Annotated in this window: 23 protein-coding genes and 1 pseudogene; 2 read left to right on the top strand and 22 right to left on the bottom strand. The window is 44.2% G+C overall.

Features of this window, described 5'->3' with window-relative positions:
* Positions 1-601 precede the first annotated feature (601 nt).
* From ACIFSR_RS16340 to ACIFSR_RS16330, 3 genes are all read right to left on the bottom strand, one after another.
* Positions 602-1,294, bottom strand: coding sequence for a M24 family metallopeptidase (locus tag ACIFSR_RS16340; protein ID WP_430058379.1), 693 nt, complete (start codon positions 1,292-1,294; stop codon positions 602-604).
* A gap of 131 nt (positions 1,295-1,425) precedes the next feature.
* On the bottom strand, positions 1,426-2,220 hold the full coding sequence (locus ACIFSR_RS16335; RefSeq protein WP_430058376.1) for an SDR family NAD(P)-dependent oxidoreductase: 795 nt from the start codon (positions 2,218-2,220) through the stop codon (positions 1,426-1,428).
* Between the two features lie 242 nt (positions 2,221-2,462).
* Positions 2,463-3,476: a helix-turn-helix domain-containing protein gene (locus ACIFSR_RS16330; RefSeq protein WP_430058374.1), complete on the bottom strand. Its 1,014-nt coding sequence runs from the start codon at positions 3,474-3,476 to the stop codon at positions 2,463-2,465.
* 466 nt (positions 3,477-3,942) lie between these two features.
* On the opposite strand from ACIFSR_RS16330, the gene ACIFSR_RS16325 reads away from it, so the two are divergent.
* On the top strand, positions 3,943-4,797 hold the full coding sequence (locus ACIFSR_RS16325) for a manganese catalase family protein (RefSeq protein ID WP_430058372.1): 855 nt from the start codon (positions 3,943-3,945) through the stop codon (positions 4,795-4,797).
* A gap of 354 nt (positions 4,798-5,151) precedes the next feature.
* Here the strand turns inward: ACIFSR_RS16325 and ACIFSR_RS16320 are convergent, their stop codons facing one another.
* The 19 genes from ACIFSR_RS16320 to ACIFSR_RS16230 all read right to left on the bottom strand — a co-directional run bounded on the left by ACIFSR_RS16320 (position 5,152) and on the right by ACIFSR_RS16230 (position 26,210).
* Positions 5,152-5,421 (bottom strand): hypothetical protein, encoded by a 270-nt coding sequence (locus ACIFSR_RS16320; protein WP_430058369.1) that lies wholly within the window; start codon positions 5,419-5,421, stop codon positions 5,152-5,154.
* 136 nt (positions 5,422-5,557) lie between these two features.
* Complete coding sequence (locus ACIFSR_RS16315; protein WP_430058366.1) at positions 5,558-5,752, bottom strand: hypothetical protein; 195 nt, start codon at positions 5,750-5,752, stop codon at positions 5,558-5,560.
* A 451-nt stretch (positions 5,753-6,203) separates the two neighbouring features.
* Positions 6,204-6,710, bottom strand: coding sequence for a DNA topology modulation protein (locus ACIFSR_RS16310; protein ID WP_430058363.1), 507 nt, complete (start codon positions 6,708-6,710; stop codon positions 6,204-6,206).
* Between the two features lie 352 nt (positions 6,711-7,062).
* Positions 7,063-7,998, bottom strand: a complete 936-nt coding sequence (locus ACIFSR_RS16305) for an ROK family protein (protein WP_430058361.1) — start codon at positions 7,996-7,998, stop codon at positions 7,063-7,065.
* Entirely contained in the window at positions 7,988-9,769 is a 1,782-nt protein-coding gene (locus ACIFSR_RS16300; RefSeq protein WP_339203072.1) for a class I mannose-6-phosphate isomerase, read from the bottom strand. Before ACIFSR_RS16300 ends, ACIFSR_RS16305 begins: the two co-directional genes overlap by 11 nt.
* Positions 9,770-9,846: 77 nt before the next feature.
* Positions 9,847-11,166 (bottom strand): glycoside hydrolase family 125 protein, encoded by a 1,320-nt coding sequence (locus ACIFSR_RS16295; protein WP_339203074.1) that lies wholly within the window; start codon positions 11,164-11,166, stop codon positions 9,847-9,849.
* Between the two features lie 26 nt (positions 11,167-11,192).
* On the bottom strand, positions 11,193-13,502 hold the full coding sequence (locus ACIFSR_RS16290; protein WP_430059309.1) for a glycoside hydrolase family 3 N-terminal domain-containing protein: 2,310 nt from the start codon (positions 13,500-13,502) through the stop codon (positions 11,193-11,195).
* The gene (locus ACIFSR_RS16285) at positions 13,502-15,952 is read right to left on the bottom strand and encodes a glycoside hydrolase (protein WP_339203077.1); all 2,451 of its coding nucleotides are present in this window, start codon (positions 15,950-15,952) and stop codon (positions 13,502-13,504) included. Before ACIFSR_RS16285 ends, ACIFSR_RS16290 begins: the two co-directional genes overlap by 1 nt.
* An 18-nt stretch (positions 15,953-15,970) precedes the next feature.
* Positions 15,971-16,855 carry a carbohydrate ABC transporter permease gene (locus ACIFSR_RS16280; protein ID WP_339203079.1) on the bottom strand — a complete coding sequence of 295 codons (885 nt, stop codon included), beginning with the start codon at positions 16,853-16,855 and terminating at the stop codon, positions 15,971-15,973.
* Positions 16,856-16,872: 17 nt separating this feature from the next.
* Positions 16,873-17,730 carry an ABC transporter permease gene (locus tag ACIFSR_RS16275; protein WP_430059307.1) on the bottom strand — a complete coding sequence of 286 codons (858 nt, stop codon included), beginning with the start codon at positions 17,728-17,730 and terminating at the stop codon, positions 16,873-16,875.
* A 128-nt stretch (positions 17,731-17,858) separates the two neighbouring features.
* Positions 17,859-19,538 (bottom strand): extracellular solute-binding protein, encoded by a 1,680-nt coding sequence (locus tag ACIFSR_RS16270; RefSeq protein ID WP_430058356.1) that lies wholly within the window; start codon positions 19,536-19,538, stop codon positions 17,859-17,861.
* Positions 19,539-19,637: 99 nt separating this feature from the next.
* Entirely contained in the window at positions 19,638-21,293 is a 1,656-nt protein-coding gene (locus ACIFSR_RS16265; protein ID WP_430058354.1) for a response regulator transcription factor, read from the bottom strand.
* A gap of 1 nt (position 21,294) precedes the next feature.
* Positions 21,295-23,028 (bottom strand): sensor histidine kinase, encoded by a 1,734-nt coding sequence (locus ACIFSR_RS16260; RefSeq protein ID WP_430058351.1) that lies wholly within the window; start codon positions 23,026-23,028, stop codon positions 21,295-21,297.
* A 160-nt stretch (positions 23,029-23,188) separates the two neighbouring features.
* Entirely contained in the window at positions 23,189-24,148 is a 960-nt protein-coding gene (locus ACIFSR_RS16255; RefSeq protein ID WP_430058348.1) for a GH85 family endohexosaminidase C-terminal domain-containing protein, read from the bottom strand.
* Entirely contained in the window at positions 24,139-24,576 is a 438-nt protein-coding gene (locus tag ACIFSR_RS16250) for a hypothetical protein (RefSeq protein WP_430058345.1), read from the bottom strand. Before ACIFSR_RS16250 ends, ACIFSR_RS16255 begins: the two co-directional genes overlap by 10 nt.
* Positions 24,573-24,920, bottom strand: a complete 348-nt coding sequence (locus ACIFSR_RS16245; RefSeq protein ID WP_430059305.1) for an endo-beta-N-acetylglucosaminidase — start codon at positions 24,918-24,920, stop codon at positions 24,573-24,575. The genes ACIFSR_RS16250 and ACIFSR_RS16245 overlap by 4 nt, the downstream gene beginning before the upstream one ends.
* 168 nt (positions 24,921-25,088) lie before the next feature.
* Positions 25,089-25,211, bottom strand: a complete 123-nt coding sequence (locus ACIFSR_RS16240) for a hypothetical protein (RefSeq protein ID WP_430058343.1) — start codon at positions 25,209-25,211, stop codon at positions 25,089-25,091.
* Between the two features lie 280 nt (positions 25,212-25,491).
* Entirely contained in the window at positions 25,492-25,650 is a 159-nt protein-coding gene (locus ACIFSR_RS16235) for a helix-turn-helix domain-containing protein (RefSeq protein WP_430058340.1), read from the bottom strand.
* Positions 25,651-25,667: 17 nt separating this feature from the next.
* Positions 25,668-26,210 (bottom strand): hypothetical protein, encoded by a 543-nt coding sequence (locus ACIFSR_RS16230; protein WP_430058338.1) that lies wholly within the window; start codon positions 26,208-26,210, stop codon positions 25,668-25,670.
* 26 nt (positions 26,211-26,236) lie between these two features.
* Between ACIFSR_RS16230 and ACIFSR_RS16225 the strand changes: the two are divergent.
* A pseudogene (locus tag ACIFSR_RS16225) lies at positions 26,237-26,605 on the top strand (IS3 family transposase); the annotation flags it as partial.
* Between the last annotated feature and the right edge of the window lie 181 nt (positions 26,606-26,786).

The following is a 26,786-nucleotide window of genomic DNA, read 5'->3' as shown; positions in this document are numbered from 1 at the left end:
ACTCTCCGTCAATTAAAAAAGAGCAGATGCCCTGGCGCATACTGCTCATCATACATGTTATTAATTCCTTTTTACGTATATTGTATATCGCAATCTATACTATTTGAAAAAAAAGGCCACTTTACCAATCAATTCGTTTAATGAAATCTTTAATGAATAATTAACTTGAATATACTCTAATACTTTATCGACAGGTGAATGTTCGCTATATTGAACAGGAGCGCTGATGGGTATTGGAAGTTCATTCAATAACCCATTTATACTACCTAAAGTAATAATAATCAGCGTATACCACTTATAACAGTGTAACATACAAGTTCAAAGTTTATTATGCTATGTCCCGCGATGGACATTTTACTGCTCTGGAAGTGCTGTAAATGCAGTTTCAGGACATTCGCGAATTTCACATATCCTTTAGAACAATAAATTAACAGATACCGGCAATCTTACCCTCGATCTAATAGCCGAAGCATATATTCCGGCTAATCGTACTTCAAATAAAAAGATCACCAAGTTAACCAAAAAAAGGCTGCCGATTTGCTTCGCAGCCATTTATAGTTTCTTTTATCCTACTACTCTATATTCAATATCAATAGCTACATTAATCAACGTTTAATAATTGCTCTATAAATCCGCCAATTTCCAGCTTCCTATCCACAAAATGAATTTCCAAAATCCAATCGCGAGGCTTACCATTCGAATCCGGATCTCTCATTGGAATATGATTACCTTGATGAATATAGTTTTCAACGGATTCTCCCTGTATGACTTCATGAGGGAATTCACCAATAAGGTGACCCGCATGCGGTCCTCCAAACTCCCATCCGTATTTTAAAGCTAGATGACTCACATAAGTATAAAGTTCACTACCTGTAATCGCAGATTGAGACTGAAAATAGGCCTTCCCTTCATCCCAGGCCTCAACAATATCATTTTTCAATTTTATTTTTGCTGGATCATCTCCTAGAACGAAGGTTCTTCCGAAATCAGCTTCCCAATCTTCAAAAATTGGGCCAAAATCCAGAAATATAATATCAACTTTGGAAACAATCAGATCAGGCGGGTTTTCTCTATATGGGAACAACGTGTTTTTTCCAGCTCGCACGATTCGTTTATGCCAATATTTTTTAATACCAAACATCTCGAATGCCAATTGATAGATTTCACGATTTATTTGCTTTTCAGTCACATCAGGACGAATAATTCCTTGATCTTCGATCGCCTTGAATAGTTGTTCCGCCTTGCATTCAGCCTCTCGTAGCGAGGCATGCCGTTTACTTATAGATAGATCCATTTCTCATTCTCCTCTCTATTCTATAAACCTCTGAAGAAAGAGTACTTACCATATCTTCTCAAAATAATTCTAACGTTTTATTACATCAATTCCAAATGAAATTAGAATCAATCATTCAAATCGTAAACAACTTAAAAAATAGTCGGTACCATTCCCCCATCCATACGAATTGGAGAACCTTTAAATGCGGATGCATAAGGACTGCATACAAATGCAGCTAATCTACCTATTTCAATAGGCTTGATAAATCGCTGTATTTCAGATTGAGGCAGGTTTGTAGTCATAAAATTTTTCTCTTTTTCTGAAAAACTCATATCTTCATTTGAGTATATGCCCTCAATGATTTGATGCACATTTTCAGAGAGAGTTGGTCCTGGCAGGATCGTATTGACTGTAACTTCTGTTCCAACTGTTAATTTGGATAAGCTTTTGGACAATGATAATAGCATTGATTTTGTCATACAATACTGAGGCATTTGTCCTGAAGGCATTATTGCTTCTTCACTCGCAATAAAGATAATGCGGCCATAATCATTTTTCAACATTTTAGGTAAATAATATTTAGATAATCCATTTGCCGCAAGTACGTTCGTGCGGAAGTATTTTTCCCATATCTCATCGTCAACATCTTCATATTTCATCATTTCATAGATGCCCATACTATTTACTAATATATCAATATTGGGGTATTTTTCGAATAAAGCTTCTCTTTGCGAAATATCCACAATATCGGCTGTAGCATTTTGAGGTGAGGTAGCCGGGAAATCTGATTTGATTTCATTTACAATTCGTTCCACCTCTTCGTAATTTCGACCATTAATGAGTACATGGACACCTTCTTTAGCAAGTTCAATAGCAATTGCTTTACCTATACCCTTCGTTGATCCTGTAACTAAAGCTATTTTATTTTTTAATCCCATATCCATATTAAATTTCTCCCTTTTCATTTACTTATTCATTCACGACAAGCTGATTAATAGTCATGATTAAAACAGTCTTGTAATGAGGATAGTGATAATATTACCTTGTCTGAATGGGTTAGTAACTAGCATATCGCGCCAATGTACTCGTTTAACACGCCAAATAAAAAAACGCAATAAATACTAGCTCTCTATAAATTTATATGGTTGGGAATTCTATATAATCGGCAATTCTAGCCGTCCTTCGGCTAATGGGTTTGTACCAAATATTCCGTACGCCAATTTGTAGGAGTCTCACCTTCCCAAAGACGGAAGGCGCGGTAGAATGAATTTTGGTCTTCATATCCAATTAAAAAAGCGATTTCCTTAATATCAAGCGAGGGATTTGCCAAGTACTCTAGTGCCTGCTCATGTCTAGCTTTTGTTAAAACATGCTTGAAACTCGTATTTTCGTCGGTAAGCCGGCGTTGCAAGGTACGATCGCTCATACCGAGTTCCTTCGCGACAACCTGAATATCGGGGCGCCCACCTGTAAGGCTGCGTTTTAGAATCCATTTGACCATTTCAGTTATAGAGCGGCTGCTTTGCTGTTCATTGAGCGATCGGTCTAAAACAGGAGTCAGAATCTCCAGTAACTCTTCGTTGTACGTGACAAAAGGACGATCCAGATCGCTTCGATGCAGCGTCAAACGGTTATAGTTTGCATCCATTCTGATTGGGCAGCCAAAATAAGCTTCAAGAGCTTGTACATCGCCCATTGATTGTGAAAATTCGACAACACGCGCTGTCAAGGGTTGACCTGTTCCCCGACGCCCTAGCTCCAATAGAAATGCCAATGTGATACCCACCAGTAGCGGCGGACCTGCTTGCTCCGTATGCAGCCATTCCAGTTCGATTGTACAATACTCTCCTTCCTCAATAATACGCAGGCTTTCGGGTGGGCACATTTGTTTGTACCGAGACATTCGGTTTAAAGCGTCACGATAGTCACGAGCATAGTAAGTAGCTAAGACAGTCGGTGGATATTGCGCTGTTTCATATATGGTCGCAAGCTTGATAATTCCTTTTGCAGTGTCGCCAATGAGATCGGAATAAGCCTGCCAGATCGCGAAATAATGAGCGGTGGTAACTACTGATTCAGTAATAATGGTGAGCGGCAATCCTGCTTTACGAGCTACGTCATGAGGGGCAATTCCTAATTGACGTAATCCTATCCAAAATCCTGCCGGGATTTTAATACGGTCAGCGGTATGAGACTTCAACCATAAGGACCTCCTCTATCTATTTATATATATTCATTAATATTGGTTGTGATTTGATGCCTGCCTTTTGCCAAATACAGCGAATCTTAGGTACTCATAAGAATAGTCTTAAGTTCGGTATGGTGTCAAAATTAACGTAATAAGCTGCACTAAATTGCCCATTAGTTTAACAAGAAAACAGCCATAATAACCAGAAGCCATCTTAATGAGTTGGTTAGTCAATTTATCTTAAACCTAGATATTTCCATAATCATGTTTCACTTATCTATTCTCATCTCAATCCAACAAACAAGCAATGTTAACTTAATTTAACATAATCGGACGAGGACAAATTTATAAACCATTCACTTCTTTGAAATTGATATGATTTCCACAATCCTTTTCAGAATTTGCATAATGAAACTTTAACTGTGAAATCATAATCAACGTGTTCAGGTTGTTTAGAAACGATAAAGGAGTGATTGTTTTGTACTATTACAAAGAAGAACTAATCAACGTAATTAAACCAGATAAACCAGATCCAGCAGCTGCAAAAGTTCTTCAGGAAGCGTTAGGCGGCCAATTCGGTGAAATGCGAACCATGATGCAATATTTTTTCCAAAGCTCTAATTTCAGAGGAAAAGACAAACAATTTCGCGATCTACTGAGAGGGGTGTTTTTAGAAGAAATTGCTCATGTCGAGCTTGTTCAGAGTACGATCAATCAACTACTTAATGAATCTGGTCTAAATATTCCCGGAGATGCTGGGGTTGATAAAGCTCCGATTGACGAGGCGGTTAAACACGGAAACCCCCACCACTATATTATGGGAGCTAAAAGTTCTTTACCTATAGATGCGGGAGGAAATCCATGGAATGCATCGTGGGTTTATAGTCATGGCAATCTTGTTGCAGACATGTTAAACAATGTCGTGCTTGAGTCTACTGGTGTTCTGCAAAAAACACGGATTTATGAGATGAGCTCTAATCAAACATTCAGAGAAACGTTAGGATTTCTTATTGTCCGTGATAATGCGCATCAGAACGCTTTTGCCAAAGCACTTGAAACACTGGGCGTTGATTGGGGTAAAGTGTTCCCAGTACCGAACTATGATATCAACAAATATCCTGAGTGCAGAAAGTTCGTAGATATGGGCTATCACAATATGCAATTTAATTTCCGCTTAGATGAAACATTAATTTCTAATATTTTTCAAGGTGAAAGCCCAAGCAGGAATAGTGGTACTTTATCAGTAACTCCTCCTCCTCAGGGGTTTCCAGTTCCAGAGCTTCCTGATATGCCAAATGAGCATAGCCCCGGAGTTGCAGATTTACTTAGATAATTAGTAAACGTTACAACGGTTTTGGCGAAAGGTTAACCCACATATTACAATTAGCACTTTCTCGACTCTTGAGGCTTATCAGAAAAGTATCCTAACTGTTAATTGATGCGTTTATTGCAAATAAAACATGATGAGCAAAGTTTGAAACAGCTTTAATCAAAAAAACCACATGGAGTTGTTGCCTTCCATGTGGTCAATTATGTAATAGTCTTACTCTTTAACTATATTTCTATATACTTCTGTCAATACGAAATAAATAGTTTTACTGCGCCTCTTGGTTCATATACTCACGTGAGATTCCGTGACCTATACTCTAATAAAACGAAAACCCAGTATAAGGTAGCTGGACCATTTTTATAAATTTCTCTCTTTTATATCGGTTACTATCACTAACGCTTCGTACACGACAGGTTCAAGGGCGTGGCTATCGAAGCTGGTTATATACGTATACGTTCCGCCATTCGAAATAATTCGCTCTAGGCGCTCGCTTGCCTCTTCAAGTGATAAAGTCGGTGCGGACTTGCTTGCGAATGCGTCGGGCATATAGGTTTTAAAGACGATTACACCAATAATGAACACGCTTAGAATAATAGCGATTATATCACGTTTTAAGTCCGTAATCATGGAAACCTACCTCCTACAAGTCCGGAACGCTTCCGCATCTCACATATATATATCGCAGAAAATTCCGACTTTTCGTGTAATAATCAAGACTTTACTTTCCTCTTTTTGTTATCTGTGCAATCGTTGATCTTCATATTCATAAACTACTTAAATTGCTTACCTGTAAATTTAAATCCATTACTTCCTGTCTTATTTTTTCAAGTTTATTGTACTGCTCTTCGAATTTTGGATCAGTCATTTCTAAGGAAAATGCATCCTTTTCTGCTTTCTTTAATTCCTTATCTTTCTGATCAATAGCTTTCAATAAAAAATCCATATTTAGTTTGGTCACATTTCATTTCTCCTTTAAACGTAGAATCAACTTCAATCCCGTTAGTTCAAAAACTCTATTAAGACCAAATTAGTAGACATACCCAAAATAGCCCCCCAAAAAGTAAAGATGTAAAAATAGTTAATTGAGTACTGTTTTCTTTATTAATAAGAGCACGGAATGTACTTAAGAAAAACAACATAAATAAAAAAGCCAATATAGCAAATAAAAAAGCCATTAGTTTTTCCACCTATCCTTGAAACTAATAAAAAGTTATCCGACTCTTTGGCATAAACTCTGGATTGTTACAAAATACGGATTCACCATTCAATAATCGTATGTAAAAACATTTCCAAAATATTAATACCACATATTGGAATCTAATGGACTAATTATACAATTCTAATTACGCATGACTGTCTATTAGCTTATTAAAATAAGCAGGCCACCACAGGGCCTGCTCATCAATGTTTTATTCAAGTTTTGCTACAAATTCTCGTACGTCTTTCGGAGACTTCAAAATAATTATTTTCTTTTCATTCGATAACCTTCGCAGTTTTTCTGTTATCTTCGGCTTTTGTTTGTCTGGGTATTCCCAGACCCATTTCAAAAATTCCAAACTGACCCTTTCTTCGCAACCTTCTGCCATATCCATTCTCTTCTTGTTGCGGTACTCGAACCTTCTCTTCAACACGCGAACAATGCAGATCCATCTTGATAGGTCAACAAATATGATTGTATCAGCCGCTTGTAACCTAATATCTAAAGTGCCTCCATAATTACCATCTATAATCCAACTATCATGACTTTTGAGCTCCTCTTGAACAACTTTTTGCTCGTTTTTTGGCATGCTAATCCAACCCGGCTTCCAAAAAATTGAATCCAAATGATGAACTTTAATCGATAATATTCTGCCCAGCTTGCTAGCCAAAGTTGATTTGCGTGAACCTCCAGAACCAATAAGTGCAATTTTTTTCATTTTGACCCCCATCAAAGATTCTTATAAACTGATTATTCCTTAAAAGATAGTTTTAGTCATCATGCTAACCTGACTTTTTTCTATTATAATGTAGCCTTGTGTTGACAAATCCCATTCATTCTCAAAAAAAAAAACCATCCCGAAGGATGGTCCATACTTATGATGAGCACTATAAGGTTTGGATTAATATAACATTCATTTGTATCTCTCTATTTCATTCTATGGTCGTTGCTAACATAAAAGCCACCGAGATTGTTTTATTATTTATAATAAGGTTTAGAGATAAGCGATTGCTCACGCTCCATTCTCCAATCACGGTCACCTTATACGGCTCCACTAGTAAGGAGTCCTATTACGGGGTTCCATGTGGTTCTGCGTCGAACATACAGGAAGCACCGATAAAGGTATGGTGCAGCGCATTGTCGAGGGCTTCGACTTTCATACCGAGTGGTGAGAGCATGCGAATAAGGCCTTCTCCGAACAAATCCATGCTTTTGGCTATTTGGCCTCCAATTATGAGACGGTCAGCCTTAAAATCTATTAGGAAAGGCAGTAAGAATTGTCCCAATTCATCCCCGAATGCCCTGAACAGCTCGCTCATGCGATTCTCGCCCTTCCGGGCAACCTCCGCAAGATCCTTCACATCCATGCCATCATGCTGACAGCCGGCATCCCGGAATAACTTAAGAATTCCTCTCCGCGAGAAGCATTCATCCGCAGCCACGCCTTGATGAGGCAAGTTATATAAATAGCCATCTTGCGGTACGTGTTCACCTTCGGTGACAAGAGTTCTGCAATCAATAAAAGCTGAACCAATACCCGTCCCAAGCGTAATAGTCAGTATTCGCTCATTTGGATAGAGTTTGCCGGTTCCCAAACCAAACAATCTGCCATCATTCTGGAACCGGATGTCCAAGAAATCTGTATTCTCCCCAAAGCCGTTTGCAAGCAATGCTTGCATGAGCTTTTCTTTCACGTTTACACCGTACAGCGATTCGAATTTATCCAGCTCACGAATCCAGCTCACGCCGTTTTCATAATCAAACGGTCCAGGAAAGGACATGCCGATGCCGATGGCTTCGGGTGAGAATGAATGCGGAAACCGCTTATATTTTTCAAGCAAGTCTAATAGGATAGCTGCCAATCCGCCAATGATGACTTCTTCCGATCCCTTGGCATTTGCAGCATAATGAGAGATCGTGCCTTCCATTACTTCCCCGCGTTCTACAACGCATCCCTTGACATAAGTTCCACCCACATCCAAAGCAAATATGAGATCAGCGTTCAATCAGGCTCACGTTCCATTCCGGAGATACTCCCGCTTTAATCAGTTTGCATGGCGTTTCCGTCAGGTTTACGATTTTGTATGCACCGAATACGGAAGGTAGAATATAAGATTCCGCGTAATTCAAATCGACGAATATTGATTCATCCGCAATGGATACAATACGTACGCTATTTCCCTCCACGAGATTGTACATGACAAACTCGCCGTCCGTCTGGTCTAGCCATTCCGTCTGCAGATGGATCCGCCTTACGTAAAACAGTAGATCGTCTCGTTGACCGAGCAAATACTCTTCGTTGCCGCCTTGGATCTGCAGCAGCTGCGGCTCGGGGATGAGGTTTTGCTTAACCCACGATGTCGTTTTGTCGTAATCGATATTACGGAAGCCGTGATCCGCGTTGATCGGACGTGGTTTGCCATCTAGATCCTTACGCAAATAATCGTATAGCTTGAACGTAAACCACCAAGTCGTAGATGAGACTTCAAGCACAAGATTATCGATCCCTGAAGCATGAACGGTTCCCGGAGGAATGAGGAACAAATCCCCTTTGTTCGAATCGAATTCGTTGACATATTCAGTGAATTCCATCGGTACGCCTGTTTCCTGTGCCTGCAAGACGGCGTTTTGGAAATTCTCTCTCTCCGTTCCTTCCGTAAGCCCGAGGTAAACCTTGGCATCCTTTTTCTGTTCCATAATGTAATAAGATTCCTGCTGTGTCATAAACTCGTTGAAATGTTCACGCACGTAGTCCTGCTTCGGATGCACTTGGCAAGATAATTTGTCCCCGTTCATCGTATCAAGGTAATCGAACCGCACCGGAAAATAATCGCCGAACAACGACACCGGACGTTCGCCCATGATGGCTTTATATTCAAGGGCCATCACGATCAGGAACGGTACTTCGATCACGTCGCCTCCATATCCAATTAGAATAGAATTCTCTGGTGCGATCGGCTCGAAGCTCCATGCACAGTTCACCCACTCCTTAGGAAGGTCAGCCATGTCTTTCAAATATTGTCCACCCCAAATACCAGGGGCGAAAAACGGCTTAACGCGAAGCGGATTTTGGGCCACGCTCCGGATCATGCCTTCCAAGTCAGAGATGGTCAAGAATACAGGCTCTTCCGGCTTGTTCATGTCCAAGTAGAGATCGATGTTCTGGAAAATACGTTTACGGTACGTTTCCAGTATCGGCCATTCCACGAAATAACTAATTTTATACTTTTCAACGGAATCGCGGTTCCATGACATTCCGAAATTGAGCAGTTGCTTTTTATGCTGGATTTGCTGATATTCCCTAGAAACATCCAGAAATAAGACAGTGCCGATCCGCTCTCCCGCAAGCCAATAAGCGCCTGGGCCGAACACGATAATCGCCGTTCTCCCATTTTGTTCTTTCAATCGGGTCGCGAGCGTTTCTCTTGCGTCCAATACGAAATAAGCCTCGATTTCATCCTCAGTCACGTAACCGAACGCTCTATTTTCCGTAATGTTGCGGTCGAATTCCTCACGCAGCGTCTCACCGGATTTCAAGTAACCTGCCGTGCTTTGAACGTTCAAGCTCCAACCTTGCTTCTCGATCGCGGAAGCAGCATGCCGAATGAATGACTGAAAGTCAGCGCCGTGCGTGCCGTCCACGATAATAAGCGTGGGCGTGCCCGTCTTCTCGTCCAAGCTCGCCTTTAATAGCTCCGTTAAAGCTTCATAACCTTTTGAAATTGGCTGTTCCAAGAATGGCTGCCTGACTGGGTTTATAGGATATTTATTAAACATGGATCATACCTCCTTCAATAATCGCCGTCATATGTTTGATAAAAAGGGCTGTACGTTTAAATGAATTGACTATCGCTCTAAATAATGCCTTGTTGCAAAGCTTTCCACACCAAATGGGCAAACTGACTGTTTGACCAAGCAAACCAATCCCTCGTGAAATTGGTAGGATCATCTTTGTGGAAGCCTTCATGCATAAAGCCGGTGTCAGCATCCGTCGACTCCATGATATCGATCATTTCCCTGATTTCATCCGGGTCCACGGCGGTCAAACCTTGCATAGAATAAGCGAGATGCCACACGAAGTCCGGCGGTGTATGAGGGCTGCCAATACCGCTAAGGCTCTCGCCTTTGTAATAGTAAGGATTATCTTCGCTCAAAATGAAAGCTCGCGTGTTCAAATAGATAGGATCGTTTGCATCCGCGAAGCCGATATAAGGCGCCGATATCAGACTTGGCGTACCTGCGTCATCCATTAGGACGTGATTGCCGAAGCCGTCTGTCTCGAATGCGTACATGCGTCCGTACTTCGGATGTTCCACGATGCCGTACAATTCAATAGCATGCCGGATTTCTTCTTCCATTACAGCCATGCGAGCCGCAAGCTTCTCATCTCGGTATACGTAACGGACGATTTCGCCCATGTCGCGAAGTGTTACAGCGGCGAACATATTAGACGGAATGTTGAAATGGAAATCGCAAGCATCGTCGCTTGGACGGAATCCTGACCAGATCATGCCAGTCTCGTTGACCAGCATGCCGCGCCCTTGCCTCCGCAGTGTATCGATCATGATTCCATTATGACGCTGGAATCTATACGTTGAGAGCTCAGCATGCTGCTGCTCGATCTGCCAGACGTCCAGCATCGCCAGCAAAGAAGCTTTGAATTGCTCATTGAATATGCCCGTCCGGCCCGTTTCCTTCCAATAATGATAGGCTAGACGGAAAGAGAAGCACATGGAATCGAGTTCGAATTTACGTTCCCACACCCAAGGCGAACTTTCCGTTTCGTCTCCGGAGTTCCAATGCCAGTCATTGGCGGTTTCGTTAAAAGCGTTAGCATAAGGATCAATGCTAATATAGAACATATGGCGATTAATGACTCCCTCCAAAATACGCTGCAGCTCGGGGTCTTCCTTGGCAAACGGGACATAATGCATCACTTGCTCCACGGAATCCCGCAACCACATAGCGGGGATGTCTCCTGTTAGGACAAAGGTAGTCCCGTCCTCCAGCAGCTTTGTTGTCGTCTCCAGCGTATTTGGGAAGCAGTTCTGAAATAATCGGTTAAGCTTCGGCCGATGAGCGAGCAGCTTGTCGGCTTCCTCCATCGCCTTTATGATGGAAGGCGGCAGCTTTAGCTCGGGGATATCAATTTGCGGCAAACGATGGTTTTTCATAGTGTTGTTTCATCCTCTCTCCATACTTATTCGGGTGGAAGTACATACAAGTCAGCCCCAAGGAGCGACTCTGCGTGGCCGCCTACTTGGATACGGAACTGACCCGGTTCGACGATGCGGCGATAGTCCCTTCCTACGTATTGCAATTGTTCCTTTGCGATCGTAAACTGGACGGTCGTCGATTCGCCAGGCTCCAATTGAATTTTCAGGAAGCCTTTCAATTCCAAAGCTGGCCTCGTTACGGAACTGACAACATCCGTTACATAAAGCTGTACGACCTCCTGTCCCGCCATTCCGCCGATATTCGTGACATCAACGCTTACGGTGCAGCTCTCATCCGGCTTTATATTAGATTTGCTTAGCGTGATGCCGTCATACTGGAAAGACGTGTAGCTAAGGCCATAACCGAATGGATATCTAGGTTCTAAGTCTGTCTCCACATATCGCTTGCCTTTGGTCCGCTTCGTATTGTAATAAATCGGAAGTTGTCCCGAATGCTTAGGAATCGATATTGTGAGCCTGCCGGACGGGTTGTAATCGCCGAATAGTACGTCCGCGATTGCATTCCCGCCTTCCTGTCCAGGATACCAAGCCTCTAGAATCGCATCGGCGTGTTCGTCGATCCACGGTTCCACGATCGGCCGTCCGTTGATAAAAACGACGATAAGCGGTTTGTCTGTCTTGTGAAGCTCTTTCAGCAATTCCAATTGAACGCCTGACAAACTCAGTTCCGCTCTGTCAAATCCTTCTCCGCAATCCATATCGCTTAAGCTTGACTGATCGGTAATAATCGCAGCACCCGTCTTCAAATCTATCGTTCCTTCGCCGAAGTCCCTTGCGCTGGAACCGCCAACTACGGCTATGATCGCATCTGCAGCCTGCGCGATTTGGAGTGCGTGCTCGAATCCTTCCTTCGACGGATCTTTAATGCGGCAGCCCGGCGCATACATGACCTCGCTTTGGCCAACGCATTTTCGCTGAATGCCGTCCAGTACCGTCACAATACCGGAGCGCTCCTGCGGCGATGTATAATCACCCAATTGATTATAAATATTGTTCGCGTTAGGTCCGATGACCGCGATTTTGCTCAAGTTTGTTGACAACGGCAGCACCTGATTGTGGTTCTTGAGCAGGATTATGCTTTCTTGCGCCATCCGTCCCGCCAACTTGATGTGGCTTTCTTGGCCGATAATTTCCGAGGCCCTGTCTGGGTTCGCGTATGGTCGCTCGAACAAGCCTAACTCAAATTTCTGGTGAAGAATGCGGCGCACAGCAAGATCAATATCCTCTATAGAGACCTTTTGATTCCTTACGGCATGCAGCAAATGCTTGCCGAAGCTGTCGCCAGACATTTCCATATCGACACCCGCAAGCAGCGCCGCGCATGCTGCATCCTCTTCGCTTTCTACTACTTGGTGGCCGCCGCAAAGCATATTGATCGCTCCGCAATCGGTAATGACGAATCCCTCGAATCCCCACTTTTCTCTCAAAGTTTGGGTAAGCAGCTCATAATTCGACGTGCATGGCACGCCATCGATTTCGTTGTATGCCGTCATGATCGACAGCGCACCGGCCTGCACCGCTCGCTCGAATGGCAACAAATCCTTTTCGAGAAGCTCCCTCGCGCCGATTCGAGCGGGCGCCGCATTGCGTCCTCCTTCGGAGCTGCCGTAGCCGGCGAAATGCTTGAGTGTTGCGATAACGGTATCACCCGAAGCGATGGACTCCCCTTGCAAGCCTTCGACTGCCGCTACCGCCATCTCTCCGATAAGATACGGATCCTCGCCGAATGTCTCTTCCGTCCGTCCCCATCTAGAATCGCGGACGACGTCGAGGACAGGGGAATATGTGACCGTTCCCCCTTGTACCCTCGTCTCTGCTGCAATCGCGCGGCATACTTCTAGATACAGCGGCGTATTCCAGCTGCTGCCCATCGCAAGCGGCACTGGGAATACCGTTGCACCGATGGCCATATGCCCATGGGAGCATTCCTCCCCGAACAAGATTGGAATACCAAGCCTCGTATGCTCAATCGCGTATTTTTGAATCAGATTGATAACTTCCGCCCCTTCGCGGGGCGATAATCCCGACTCCAGTGTTACACCGGTCCAAGGATCAGCTCGCAAAACGCCGTAGAGTGAGCCAACGCTCCCCCTCTCGATATAGGAACGGAATGTTTCCGTCAGCTCTATGCCGTCTTCCGTTCGTTCGTATGCCTGCCAGCCAAAGGGTTGGATAAGCTGGCCGATTTTTTCCTCTAGCGTCATGCGTTCCAGCAGATCATGAACCCGCTTTTCCGTCGATATTGAAGCATCTAAATACTTTTTCACTTTCATCATTTCGATCTCCATGCCAAGATACCAGCATTCATGCTGCGGCAAGTGGTCATCGCTGATTCCGGCTTATTAAGCGCTTCGCCCCATGCGACAAAATATCGGAATTCATAGAAGCCGCCCAGCGTTGCCGTAAAGTTAGTTTCCCAATAATTGTTCATTGCCCATGAATAGAGATGACCTGGATCATGCTCCAGCTTCTCGTCCCCGTTCAGTAATCGGAAGCCGTGTTCAAGCTTTCCTAGTTGAATAAGCGGTGTATCCGGCATGGCTATTGACACGCCACCTTGACTTCCCACGTAAGCGACGCCTTCCCCGATGCAATAATAATCGGCTAGACTTCCCGGCAATTGATCCTTGCGCGGACGAGCTAGAGAATCCATTTTATCCATCCACAGCTCCTGCTCGCCATCCATAATATGGCCCCCGAAAGGCAAGGAAATATACAGATTCTCCGGATCCCATACGCTGTCCTTATGCATACGTACGGCCACATCCACGCGAGGTCTGTCTGTATATGCCGTAACGAGCAATGAATAATGCGAGCATCCCGCCACCTCGAACGTCAACTGAACTGTACCGTACACATCACCCTGCGCAATTACTTCCGCACTCGTCAGTACCCCTGTCGAGACAATCGCATCGGCTCCTTTACGGTTGCGGCCCATCATGCGTCTAACTTCATACATATCCTTAACGCTGGAAGCACGGGTTATGTCATATACCGGCGAGAAGGCATGGTGATTGCGGTCAGAGCGCAGCATTTCCTCCCCAGTACGCTTGTCGATCCAGGATGTAATCCCTTCGCCCTTCTTCCATTCCATCCGGACAAATGGCGTCTCCAAATAAGTCGAGGTGAAGTGAAAAGTTTTCTCTACATGCGATACGTCGATATCCATCATTCTGTCTGAACCTACGTAATCCGTAGTGTATGCTGTCTTTGCTTGACCATTGTGGACAGGATGGATCATCAATATTTTCTCTTCTCCGGCTTGAAGTGTCACTGGTATGCTAACGATGACACCCCTCGGCGCAACTCTTAGCTGAGCAGGATATACCTCTCCACTTCCTTCGACACGTGCTTCGAATCCGTCCTTGATCAGGTCATAGTGCCAACCTTCCATAATCAGATGGGCAACGTCTTCTTGTGCAAAAGGATTAGGATTGTGCAGCTTGAACCGCATCGGCCGGTCTGGTGCAAGCAGCGCATCCCCTTTATGTTCCAAAATATCATACAATGCGCGATGTACGAGCGTGCTCGCATTGGCGGCAAACGCCTCCTTGCGGACACCAAGCTCCTGCACGAAGGGATTCCAAGGCTCTGTCACAGAGGAATGGTAGCCCCAAGTATGCTCGGCGAACAATGTCAGCTCGTATTCCATCGCTCTCATCGCCTCAGCAGTTACAATCTCTCCGTTTGGATCAAGCTGCTTCACTTTCCGATGGACACGCTGCGCCTCTCGGAATACTTGCACATGCTTCGGCGTTGAACCAACGCCATCCGTCCACCAATCTGGCCAATCGCCCCGGAATACAGGAATATCGTCGGGATGCTGTTCTGCATGACCACGTACCGCGTCAAAAAATTCATCCAACGTACACGGTACGATTTTGATTTTTTCGCTATGTTTGCTGTTCCACTGGTTCACGAAATCCATAAGCTGGGCATTCGGAGAGCTGTTGTCCGTCGGCAGCCCAGACATCATGACAGGTGCGAATGGGAACGGATACCCGTCCGCACGCAACCGTTCCAAATACCTCGGAATACGCGCTTCCGCAATCTCGAACGTGATGCCCTTGGACGTATCGAATTCATCCTTAATGGTATAAGAGCCTCCGATACCTGGAATTAATCCCAAATCGTTGCCGAAGACGTAATGCTCTCCGTTCCATGTCAGGAGCCTTTCGCCATTTGGCATCTCCCACCAGAAAGGCTGCTGCTTCTTCCATAGTGGATACATCGAATGATGAGTATGGATGCAGGTGATCAAGTTTTGAATACCCGCATTGAGCAGCACCTCGCCATACCCCCAGCTAAAGCCCGTAATATCGGCTGTCATGGCAGACTTCACCGGCATTCCAATCGATTCTCCGTAAGTGCGAACACGGCCGATCATTGCTTCAAGCAGATCTTTGCCGACAAGCTCGCTCATATTAAGATAAGTGCCTGAAAGCCCGATATCTCCGCGTCTTACCGCTTCAGCAAACTCCAACTTTTCCTGCTCAGTAGCCTTTTCGAGGAACGCCTCAATTGGCCAAAACGTTTCGCAGACCCATTTAAATCCATTCCATTCAGGGCGACGTCCATCCTGAATTTCGCGAAAAATATGAAGCGCCTGCCGTATAAAATCGACGTGATATTGTTTTATCTTCTCTTGTCGCTCCGTGTACCCCACATCGGTATGCGAGTGATGAATCGCGTAAATTGTCCAAGGTTTAGTTCCAGTCTCCATTAGCAATCGCTCCTTTAATTATTCTTTTACCCCGCCCAAAACCATACCTTTCACGAAATACTTCTGCAGGAATGGATAAAAAGCAAGAATCGGCAGCGCACCTACGAAAATTTGCGCGGCTTTTACTGTTCGGTCCGACACGGAAGCTAAATTCGCCAGCTGCTCCGCGGACATGTTGGTCAAGCTCGATTGAACGATGACGGTTTGCAGGTAACTCGACAGAGGATAGTTATGCTGCGAATTCATGACCACAAGTCCGTCAAACCATGAATTCCAATGCATAACGATCGTGAACAGCATAATCGTGGCAATGGAAGGCATCGACAGCGGCACAAATATACGCCATAACGTAGTCCAGTGTGTCGCGCCGTCGACAAATGCCGCTTCTTCCAGTTCTTTGGGCAGCCCTCTAAAAAAATTCAATAATAAAATGACATTAAATACAGGAACAGCCCCAGGAATAACTAATGCCCATATGGAATCGAGCAGCCCGGTCGCGCGAATCGTCATATACCAAGGAATCAATCCCCCGCTGAACAAAATCGTAAAGACGAAGAACCACGCGTAACCCGTCCTGAATTTCAGCTCCTTGCCGGTTTTGGACAGCGGATAAGCAATAAGAATGGTTAAAACCATGCTAATGACTGTGCCTAGAACAACCCTCTCCACCGTAATCCATAACGAAGTAAGAAACTCACTCTTGGATAACACGAATTCATAGGCTTTGAACGTCATTTCCTGAGGCCATAGCTTTACGATCCCAGCGCTTGCCGCTACATTTGAGCTTAGGGATACCGCCAAAATATGAATAAGTGGTATCAGACAAGATAATGCGATTCCAATAAGAAAGACATAATTGAGTGTGTGAAATAAGCTTCGTCCAAATGATTTTCCTTCTACCAAATCGGTTCTCTCCTTTCCTAAAAGATGCGGTAATCAGCAATTTTGTATGCCAGCCAATACGAGATAGATACAAGGGCAAAAGAGATAATTGATTTGAACAAGCCAAGTGCGGTAGCCACACCGTACTGCATATCCATTAACCCAATTCGATAAATTAGCGTATCCAGAATATCTCCACTCTCATAAACTAGCGGACTATATAAATTAAATACTTGGTCAAACCCTGCATTTAATACATTTCCTAAACTTAATGTCGCCATCAAAATGATAACCGGCATCATACCTGGAAGGGTAATATTCCATGTTTGCTTCCATCTGCCCGCGCCATCGATCATGGCTGCTTCGTACAAACTGGGATTAATCGTTGTCAGTGCCGCTAAATAAACAATCGTACTGAATCCGAATTCCTTCCAAATATCCGAAACGATCAAGGTTATCGGAAACCAAGTATTATCTCCTAGAAAAAAAATAGGTTTAATTGAGAAGATACCTAAAAACTGATTCAGCAGTCCGTTGGACGGTGACAAAATATCGATGAATACGCCGCCCAGAATAACCCATGATAAAAAGTGAGGAAGATAAATTAGCGTTTGAACCCATCTCTTCACATACATTTTGCCAACTTCGTTTAGCAAAATAGCGATCGTAATCGGCACAAGAAGCCCAAACACCATCTTGAGAACAGCGATATAAACCGTATTCCAGAGAACCTGCCCGAAATCGGGCATTTGAAACAAATATTCGAAATTTCTAAATTCTACCCATTTGGAATCGAACAAACCTTTTGACGGAATATACTTTTGGAACGCCATCAATACCCCGACCATCGGAAAGTAGCAATAGATCAATACGATCACGATGCCCGGTATTAACATCAAGTGCAACGGAAGCTGCCTGAGTCCCTTTTTTGTGTGCAAGATGTCCACTTCCTTATTTCGAATCTCAATTTGTCTGTATAGAAGAAAAGGGGCAAGCCATAAGCATCTTACCCCTCACACTTGGATTATTGTTGTGAAGCGTTCCATTCATTGACTTCTTGTGTAATTTGATCGCCGCCGAGCGCTTTCCAATCCTCGACGAACTTGTCGAATTGGTCGATCGAAGCAGCGCCGTAAACGATTTTCGTGAAGATTTCAGTCTCCATCTTCTCCAATGTAGCTTTTTTCTCACCCATCGTATCGGTAGGAGCTCCGCCGTATCCTTCAGCGATCACTTTACCTTCATCCGACAGTTTCTTCAGCACCATCATCGCTCCTTCTGGACCGTTCTGGTACATTTCACCGTAGAAATTCAAGTCTCCGCCTTCAAATGCCTTGATTTTGTCGTAGGTTGATTTCTCTTCCGGGTTCAGCTTGGATGGATCCCCGATCTTGATCGCTTCCGCTACGTTCACCGAACGGTTGATATCTTTGTCCGGCGCAAACAAATCCACCATTGAATATTTGGCAACCGTTATACCGCTGCCGTCTACTCCATATTTCAAATAATCTGCAGTTTCTCCATACAGCTTCTCCATGAAGAGATTTGCCATCTTGACCGCAATTTCCGGATGTTTCATATCCTTCTTAACTACATAGTAGAACGATGCGCCAAACGGCATTTGCACGGTGGCATTACCGCCATCGACGGACGGGATCGGAAACGCTCTCCACTCTGCAGCACCGTTTTTCTTTTTGTTATCTTGAAGCGGCCATTGTGAAGCCCAGCTTGGTCCAAACATCATCCCAATACGGTCGCCGACCAGCGACTCCGCAACTTTCGAGCCGTCCTTTACGCCAAATTCCTTATCCAGTTCGCCGTTCTTGTACAGTTCTGCCAGCTTGATTAGCGCTGATTTGACTTCTGGCTGGATGCTTCCGTAGACTAAGTTGCCTGATGCATCTTTTTTCCAGATCCGAGGATATGCGCCGTAAGCATTTAGGAATCCATTCAGGGAAGGATAGCCGTTAATGATATCTTTGCTTAGCGCGATGCCGAATGTATCCGCTTTGCCGTTGCCGTCAGGATCTTTGGTCGTGAAGGCATTCGAAATTTGCAATACTTCTTCCCATGTTTTCGGCTCGGAAAGACCCAGCTTCGTCAACCAGTCCGTACGCAGCCATAGCAACGGTGTTTGCGCGCCGATCATCGGCTCCGTCTTTGGAATTGCAAATAATTTGCCGTCGAAAGTAACGGATTGCAAAGCCTGCTTGTCCTGCTCGAAAACGCTTTTTACAGCTGGAGTTGCATATTTCTCATAAACTGATGTCAGATCTTCCAACATATCCGATTCGACCAATTGCTTTAATTGAGAGGAGTTAACCATCATGAGATCGGGTATTTCTCCGGAAGCGATGGAGAGGTTCAGCTTCTGGAAATATTGTGCGTCCGTACCTTTTACAATCCAATCGTATTTTAGATTAATACCCATTTCTTTATAGAGATCTTGCCAGGCATTTTTCGACTCCGATTGACCTTCTGGATACACCACGTCTTGCGTGATAAATTTCGCCGCTGTTACATCAATGGGAGGATCATATTTGCCAAGCGGCTCAATAACGGCTTCTCCTGTCCCTTGATTTCCAGAATTAGCACTCCCGCTTTGTTCGATGCCGTCGTCTTTGCTGCCACAGCCTGCCAGGACAACGGAACATACCAAGATGTTTGCGAGAATGATACTCAAATGACCTTTTCTCTTCATCATGAACACCCTTTTCTAGTTAGTTTTCTTTGCTACGGCTTCATTATAAAAGTAAAGCGAGTACGCTAACTAGTTTCCATTCGTGACATTTGTATCTTTTATTTACACGTTTGAATCCCTCTTCAGTTCACGGTATTCCTGCGGCGTCAGATGCGTCGCTTTTTTGAAAAAACGATGGAAATACTGCGAAGACAAGAAACCGAGCTCGGATGCAATCTCGTGCACCTTGTAACCATCTTGCTCCAGCATACGCTTCGCTTTCTCCAGCCTAATTTCGTTGATATAACTGGACAAACCTTTACCCGTCAGTTTTTTGTACAACCTGGAGAGATAGGAAGGGTTATGCCCCACCACCTCACCAATTCTCGACAGCGACAAATCTCCAGACAGATGGCTCGCCACATAATGCTGGATTTTCTGAATGAGCTCATGCTCCTGAACGACCATGCCGGCATGCTGCCATTCAAATATATTCTTGGCATAAGAAGTGAATTCTTCGCAAATTTGATGCCAGGAACGGTATCTTTCGAACTGCGTAAACCGTCCCAAATCCTGATCGGTGTGAGCGTCATTACTCGAATGCAGCAAGCCATGAGGCAGGAATACTGCGACAAGCAAATAGTATAGCTCCATCTGCACAGCGCTTGGGAAAGCTCCCGACAGCGACGCGAAAGCAAGCAGCTCCTCCAGCGTTTCAATTGTTGCATCCTCTTGTCCATTCTCCATGCAGGACTTCAAATAGGAAATTTTATTAAAATGAACCGAGGTAAGACGCATCTCTGCGCTACAGTTATTAGTTTGGGGCATGAATTCAGGCTCCAGTAAAATCAGCTCGCTTCCGAATCCAAGACCGCTATGGAAAAGCAGATTAAGCCGCTCGAACTTGTGCGGAACGTCATACCATTCCGAGAAGCTGTTCGCAAGCGCCAGAGACAGAGGCAGCTTTAGCAAATTAAGCGATGTCAATTGAATTTGTTCCAACATTTCGCGAACGAACAGGAATGTTCTTTTGAAAGCGCCTTGATCAGATGGAGCTTCGGAAGGCTGGATAAACCAAACCATTTTGTTTTTGTCATAACTCATAGAGATTACTTTCGTGAGTGGAGATAATAATTCGTTCGTCATATTGTCCAGAGCAAATTGGAACAGAGTTTTGTCCATCAAGCTTTCCCGTTGTCCCCAATCATCGATGCGCACAATCATGAGCAAGCAAGGAACACCAGCATCCAGAGGAATCTGCAGATCTTCGAATTTGTCGCGTAGCGAATGCAGCGACCTGTCATCACCTTGTATCAGCTCGTTCAAATACTGCTTCTGAATATAGGGCAACGCGACCTTCCTTTGCTGGCTTGCCTCAATGAGCTGCATATCCACTAATTGCTCTTGATCAAGCTGCTTGGCAACAGCGAGAATGCATTCCACAATTTTGGCATTGCCTTCGGTCTTAAGAATATAGTCCGCGCTGCCTTGCCGAATCGCTTGCTGAATATAAGCAAAGTCGCTGTGACCGGTCAAGAAGATCACTTTGCACCTAGGCCACTGCTTCACAATCTCGCCCTGAAGCTCCAGACCATTCATGCCTGGCATCCGAATATCCGACAACACAATGTCTATTTTCACTCTTCCGAGCCACATCAACGCCTCCTGCGACGTACCCGCCGAATAGATTTCCAATTCGGGTTCCGTCAACCGGCTGCATAACTTCGTAAGCCCCTGCAGAATCAAAGGCTCATCATCTACGATTAATAAGCGGTACATCTTACTCCTCCTTTGTCTTAACAGGTATTTTCATCGCAACGCCCAAGCCGCCTAGCTCGCTTCGGAAAACGTATAGACCAGCCGATAGGCCAAATTTGATCTGCAGCCGCCTATGCACATTGACGACTCCCGTCGTTTCAAGTTCCGATGCATCCTGAAGCTTGAACTTGAGCCGCATAAGCTCGTCTTCCGTAAGCGCGGTGCCATTATCTTCAAAATAGATACAAAGGAAGTTGTCCCGCAATTCATTCGTTATTCGCAAATGACCATCTGATATTCTGGACTCCAGTCCATGCTGGTAGGCATTTTCAATGATAGGCTGCACGATGAGACGCGGTACCAGCAATTCCTCCCACCAAGGGGGAATCGGTTCCACCGAAACATTAATCCTGCTGCCGAACCGCATCATCTGGATATTCAAATACGCTTCAGCATGCTTCATTTCTTGCTCTAGTGACAGCTCTGACTTTGCATCTCTCGTAATAAACTGAAAGTAGTTGCCAAGATAGTGTACGAACTTCCTTGCATTATCCAAATCCTCGAATTCGATCAGCTGATGCAAAATAAAAAAGCTATTGTAAAGGAAATGCGGGTTGATCTGCGACTGCAGCTGTCTTAGTTCAGACTGCTGACTCCTAATTTGCTGCTCGTATACTTCTTGTATCAAGGATTGCAGCTTAGCTACCATCTTATTGAACTGTTCTGACAGGTCCGAAAATTCGTCATTACTCCTCTGTGAGACCCGAACCGCTAGCTGACCTTGCTCCACTTTTCGGAAGGCCTTTAACAGGTTGCGGACGGGATTCCGAATCGCTTTGAAAATCCAATACGAGAACAGCGCCATCACAATGATGGACAAAGCGAACAAGATCCAGAACAACGCATTATATTTGTCAAAGTCGCGCATAATGACGTCTTCCGGCGTGTATATTCCTAGCGAAAAATCATATCCTGACGATTGCCGGAGCGAAACCAAATATTTCTTCCCTTGGTTCTCAAATATGACACTTTCAACTTCACCGCCTGACTGCCGAGATAATAATTTTTCGATTTCATCGGAAGTATTGGGCACCGCGTGATTAGTAATAACACGACCCTCCTGCTTGAAATAGAGGTAAGCTCCTCCTTGATCGGACATACTGCTTAAATCGTCCATGATCATCCGCTGATTGATCTCGATCTCGATCAAGAAGACGGGAGCCCTGTTTTTGATCACGCTTTCCGGGTAATAGGAGCCCATAAGCAACTTGTCGCCATGCCATACTAATGGAGATAATTGCTGCTGCATCTTGAATCGAATCGTTTCCAGTTCTTTGATCGAGACACCCTCAATGTAGCTTCCGGACTTTATTTGCTTGTCAATCAACGGGATGTAGAGAGTTGCACTCGCAATATAAGAGCTGGAGTCCTGCAGAAGAGCCACCTTTCTCTCTAACCGCAAAATCGCTTCACGCAGCTCGTTTTCCGTCAAGGCCGGAGCTACCGTACTTAAAGCCATAAGATCCTCGTCCACCAGTAAGGAACGTTTGAAATTTTCGATATTAACGATTTCATTCGTCAGTGATGACAAATAAAATTTCACATTGGTTTGCATGGATTGCAGAATTTGATCCCGCAAACTGCTGGCCACCTGTTTGTTCAAATAAATGCCCAACATGTACACAGGTAAAATCGCGATCAAGAAGCCCAGGAGCAGCTTAGGAAAAATCGTAAATCTTCTCTTTTGAAACCACATTTCATTTCCTCCTGCCAAGCCTTTGCATCGATATCCATGATGTACTTACCATTCTCAGAAAAAAATCAATTGTTTGAACCCGCAGAAGCGTTCCAACATTGGAAAAACCCGACCTCAAAGGGTCAGGTTTTCATTAAATATATGGGTGAGCTTTACCAATCTATTCGGTAACTTGTTTTACCGTAATATTCTTGACTTCGGACATGTTCCCTTTATAGCCTTCCAGCGTAATACCGATTACAGATCCCTCTACCGGAATAGATAATCCATTCAAATCATGATATCCCCGAATGAAATAATCGGTTGTTGCACCATCATACTTTTTTGTAGGTTTAACCGCTACTCCATTAACGGTAATGAACGTATGCCACCAGTCTTTCGAGGAAGGTACATCGATCCCAAGCTTATTGCCATTAATATAGTAGCTTCCATCAAATGATTCGGAATAAATATCTTTCATTTTGCCTGCATAACTGACGGTATCTATAACATTCTCTCTCTTATCCAATGTGGATATTCTTAACAGGTAACGATCATCATCTTTCACTGGTACTTCGAATTTCCCTGAAGCCAGTTTTATATCCAAGGTCTTGGTATAAGTATCTTTTCTGCCATCCGTAAAGCTCAAGTCGAAACGAACTTTGCTGCCGCGGTTCTCCTTGCCCCAGCTGATATCGAATCCTTCGGCTGTTTCATTGACTGACACTTTCGAAAGATAATCTTTACTTTCAAGTTCAATAATGGCTGGTTTGCTCTCGCTTTGATCGGCTCCAACAGCAGTCAATTTAAGAGCCACGACATGTTTATCTAAGTTTTTCACATAGAAGTTGTCGCCATAAACTCCGCCTAAAAATTCCTCTTTTCCATTATTCAGCTTTGCATAGAGATTGTATTGCTTCACCTTACTATAATCAGTACGATTCCACACGACATCGATTTCATTGGTATGATATCGATCTTTGACTGCAAAACCCGTAGGCGTGCTAGGCGTGTAGTTTCTCCCATCTGTGAGTTTAAGCTCCCCGATGTTGACTTGATAGCCGTTGATGGATTTCCCCTTCGGATCAAATGCTTGACCCAGGGCAGCGATTTCACGATTCGCATACGAACTTAATACCACATGCGCTCACGTTCAGCGATCATCCACTGTTGATCGTCATCACCTCGAAGGTTCTTGCTCGGATCACCCAAGTTCTCATCCAGGGCATGTTGAACAAAGTTTCCTCCTAGTGACGCAATCGCAGTAAGCGGGTTCCCTGTCCCTGGATCAAGAATGACATCCATATTGCGAGTGGAGTTGTGAGTTCCTCCGAAGTTCCCCATACCTGCCTCGATCCCTGAGAAAACTGTTTTTAAAGGATCAATGCCTCTTCTCTTCGCTTCTTCGACGCTTTTCTTAATATAGACTTGATTCGTGCTATCACCATTATTCCATCCATCCGGAGAGTTCCAGCTATAGTTCATAAAGATGGAGTTGTTAATGAATTCGGGATTAATAGACGTATCTTGGTTAATGAAATACCCATCGAAGCCGAAGTATTCCTTCATCTCATCAGCTTCTCTGCTACCGGGAAACTTCCGTCTTCCCTTTGCTTAAGCAAAAGATCATACGGTTGCCCTCCGCGCGAGATAAAGATACAACCTACCGATTTCACGCCATTTTTGTGCGCCGCATTCGTATAAGCTGGGTTAGGGAGATCTACGATGCCGAACTCAAATGCTCGTCTTTCCCAAGATTCGGTAGAATCATATAAGCTGGAAGGTACATCCTCTGTTGCTGTTCCATGCCAACCGCCATAATAGTCTGTATATTGCCAGAAGTTAAATAAATAGTTCGAAAACTCGTTATTATAAGGCGTTGCGCCAAGGAAATAGAAGTCATAATCCCCAATTAGGTTAAAAAACTCAGTCTCTGGGCTCAGCTTAGGATTCGCTTGGGTCGCAGAAAACGCCTAATTCCTCTGTTGCAAGGGCACAAAAGCTCTTAATCACTCAGCATTCGGATCAGTCGCTGGAGACCATTGCTCGATATCGACAGCTCGATATCCATGGGTCATCGGTTAATCCTTGCCATATGCTGCATCGCCTGTAGGCGGCATGGAGTCTCCTGCTAATACATTATAGGGGAACGCTAAAAGCGACATCGTTACTGTTGTTATAAGTGCTTTTCTTCTTATTTTCACCGATCTTTCCTCCTAATTGTTAATTAACCCATAGAGATTCCTTAAGACAAATGGGGCTGGTATGACGGACAGACAGATCCTGCATTCACAAGTTTTATTGTTTCATTTTACAAAAAGTAATCGTTTCAAGTCTTTGAAAGATAAAGTCTTATTTTTGCACATTTCGGACAACTAGTTGATATTCACTTAGCTATTTATTTTCCCCCTTCGCAATTGTCTCTTCTCGATCTTGCACCTTGAATATAATAGAGCTTGTCGTCCCCCTTCTATTCGCCGTTGTTTACATTCGACTATCATCTGTTGACCTTCCAATCTGATTCCGGTATTCCTGCGGGGTTGCATTCATTGCTTTACGAAAAAAACGGTAAAATGATTGCTCGGACAAGAAACCGACTGCTTTGGATATTTCGTTGATTTTCAACCTATTTTCCCCCAGCAACTCCTTTGTCTTCGTACCTATTGACCGTTTTCCAGAAGCGTTTGCATCAACGTCATTTTCTTCATTTGTTTGCGCAGCTCTCTTACGTCTAAATCCGCGGCCAGTTCGTGTGATTCCTGTTCAAGCAGCAGTAATTCTTGTCCAAGTCCCAGCCCGCGATTCATCAACAAGCGCAAATGCTCAAACTGATCGGATAGCTCTTTCCATTCCCGGTATGTCGTACCCACGGGAAATGATAGTTTTATATTGAGCAGCTTCTTGCACGCGTTCTGGATCATCTCTGCTGCGCCTTTAACAAACGCCAAAGCCCGCTCTCTCGTCACCGTCACTCTGCTGGAGAAGAATCCTTCCTGTTTCGGTTGAATCAACCAAGCAATCTTCGTCTTCTCTTCGAATTCAAAGGATACTTGAGGGATAGAAGTAGACATATACTCTTCCGCAATATTTTGTATTGCAAATGAATACAGCGATTTGTCGAAGGCGCTTGTACCCTCACACCATTCGTCAATCCGGCCGAGGAGTAGAAAAGCTGGATCTTCGGCATTCAAAAACTCGGCCATTGGACAGCATGGTTGAAGAGTTTCGAGAACTCTGCACTGAGCATAAATTCCGTTAGGGATACCGAAAGATTACTGCACTGCTTCGAAAAAAGTACAAGATTAATCACAAGCGCGTACAACGAATCATGCAATGTGAGCAGCTTCAATGTCGAGTCAGAGTCAAGAAACGAAAGCATACAGGGCAGCCTGCTTATGTAGCTGAGTACCTGTTAAAGCGGCAATTTCAAGCTGAAGCACCGATGCATAAACTCGTCACGGATATTACGTATTTACCATTCGGTGGAAAAATGATGTACCTATCGAGCATCCTCGATTTATATAACGGAGAGATCGTAGCCAGCAGTCTATCCGATACGCAAGATACGGACTTTGTCCTGGATACACTTAATCAGCTCCTAATACTCGTCTCTCAGACACTTCATTTGATCCGAACGCAGACCCGAGTTATGAAGAGCCTTCCAGGTCTCTAGAAGACTACATTGATGTTGCATTCTCATATCCTGACAGACAGATTACGGTATGGACAGGAATGATCAGCAATATACAAAATATTATTTCAAACCTTTAGCTTAATCA

It is taken from the genome of Paenibacillus sp. NRS-1760 (genome assembly GCF_050467785.1).
Classification (GTDB): Bacteria; Bacillota; Bacilli; order Paenibacillales; family Paenibacillaceae; genus Pristimantibacillus.
This window is presented reverse-complemented; position numbering and strand designations above follow the sequence as displayed.

Coding starts and splice junctions, on each gene's coding strand:
- ACIFSR_RS16340 (WP_430058379.1), bottom strand. CDS start 1,294: ATGGATCTATCTATAAGTAAACGGCATGCCTCGCTACGAGAGGCTGAA.
- ACIFSR_RS16335 (WP_430058376.1), bottom strand. CDS start 2,220: ATGGATATGGGATTAAAAAATAAAATAGCTTTAGTTACAGGATCAACG.
- ACIFSR_RS16320 (WP_430058369.1), bottom strand. CDS start 5,421: ATGATTACGGACTTAAAACGTGATATAATCGCTATTATTCTAAGCGTG.
- ACIFSR_RS16310 (WP_430058363.1), bottom strand. CDS start 6,710: ATGAAAAAAATTGCACTTATTGGTTCTGGAGGTTCACGCAAATCAACT.
- ACIFSR_RS16300 (WP_339203072.1), bottom strand. CDS start 9,769: ATGTTTAATAAATATCCTATAAACCCAGTCAGGCAGCCATTCTTGGAA.
- ACIFSR_RS16295 (WP_339203074.1), bottom strand. CDS start 11,166: ATGAAAAACCATCGTTTGCCGCAAATTGATATCCCCGAGCTAAAGCTG.
- ACIFSR_RS16290 (WP_430059309.1), bottom strand. CDS start 13,502: ATGAAAGTGAAAAAGTATTTAGATGCTTCAATATCGACGGAAAAGCGG.
- ACIFSR_RS16285 (WP_339203077.1), bottom strand. CDS start 15,952: ATGGAGACTGGAACTAAACCTTGGACAATTTACGCGATTCATCACTCG.
- ACIFSR_RS16275 (WP_430059307.1), bottom strand. CDS start 17,730: ATGTTAATACCGGGCATCGTGATCGTATTGATCTATTGCTACTTTCCG.
- ACIFSR_RS16270 (WP_430058356.1), bottom strand. CDS start 19,538: ATGATGAAGAGAAAAGGTCATTTGAGTATCATTCTCGCAAACATCTTG.
- ACIFSR_RS16265 (WP_430058354.1), bottom strand. CDS start 21,293: ATGTACCGCTTATTAATCGTAGATGATGAGCCTTTGATTCTGCAGGGG.
- ACIFSR_RS16260 (WP_430058351.1), bottom strand. CDS start 23,028: ATGTGGTTTCAAAAGAGAAGATTTACGATTTTTCCTAAGCTGCTCCTG.
- ACIFSR_RS16250 (WP_430058345.1), bottom strand. CDS start 24,576: ATGAAGGAATACTTCGGCTTCGATGGGTATTTCATTAACCAAGATACG.
- ACIFSR_RS16230 (WP_430058338.1), bottom strand. CDS start 26,210: ATGGCCGAGTTTTTGAATGCCGAAGATCCAGCTTTTCTACTCCTCGGC.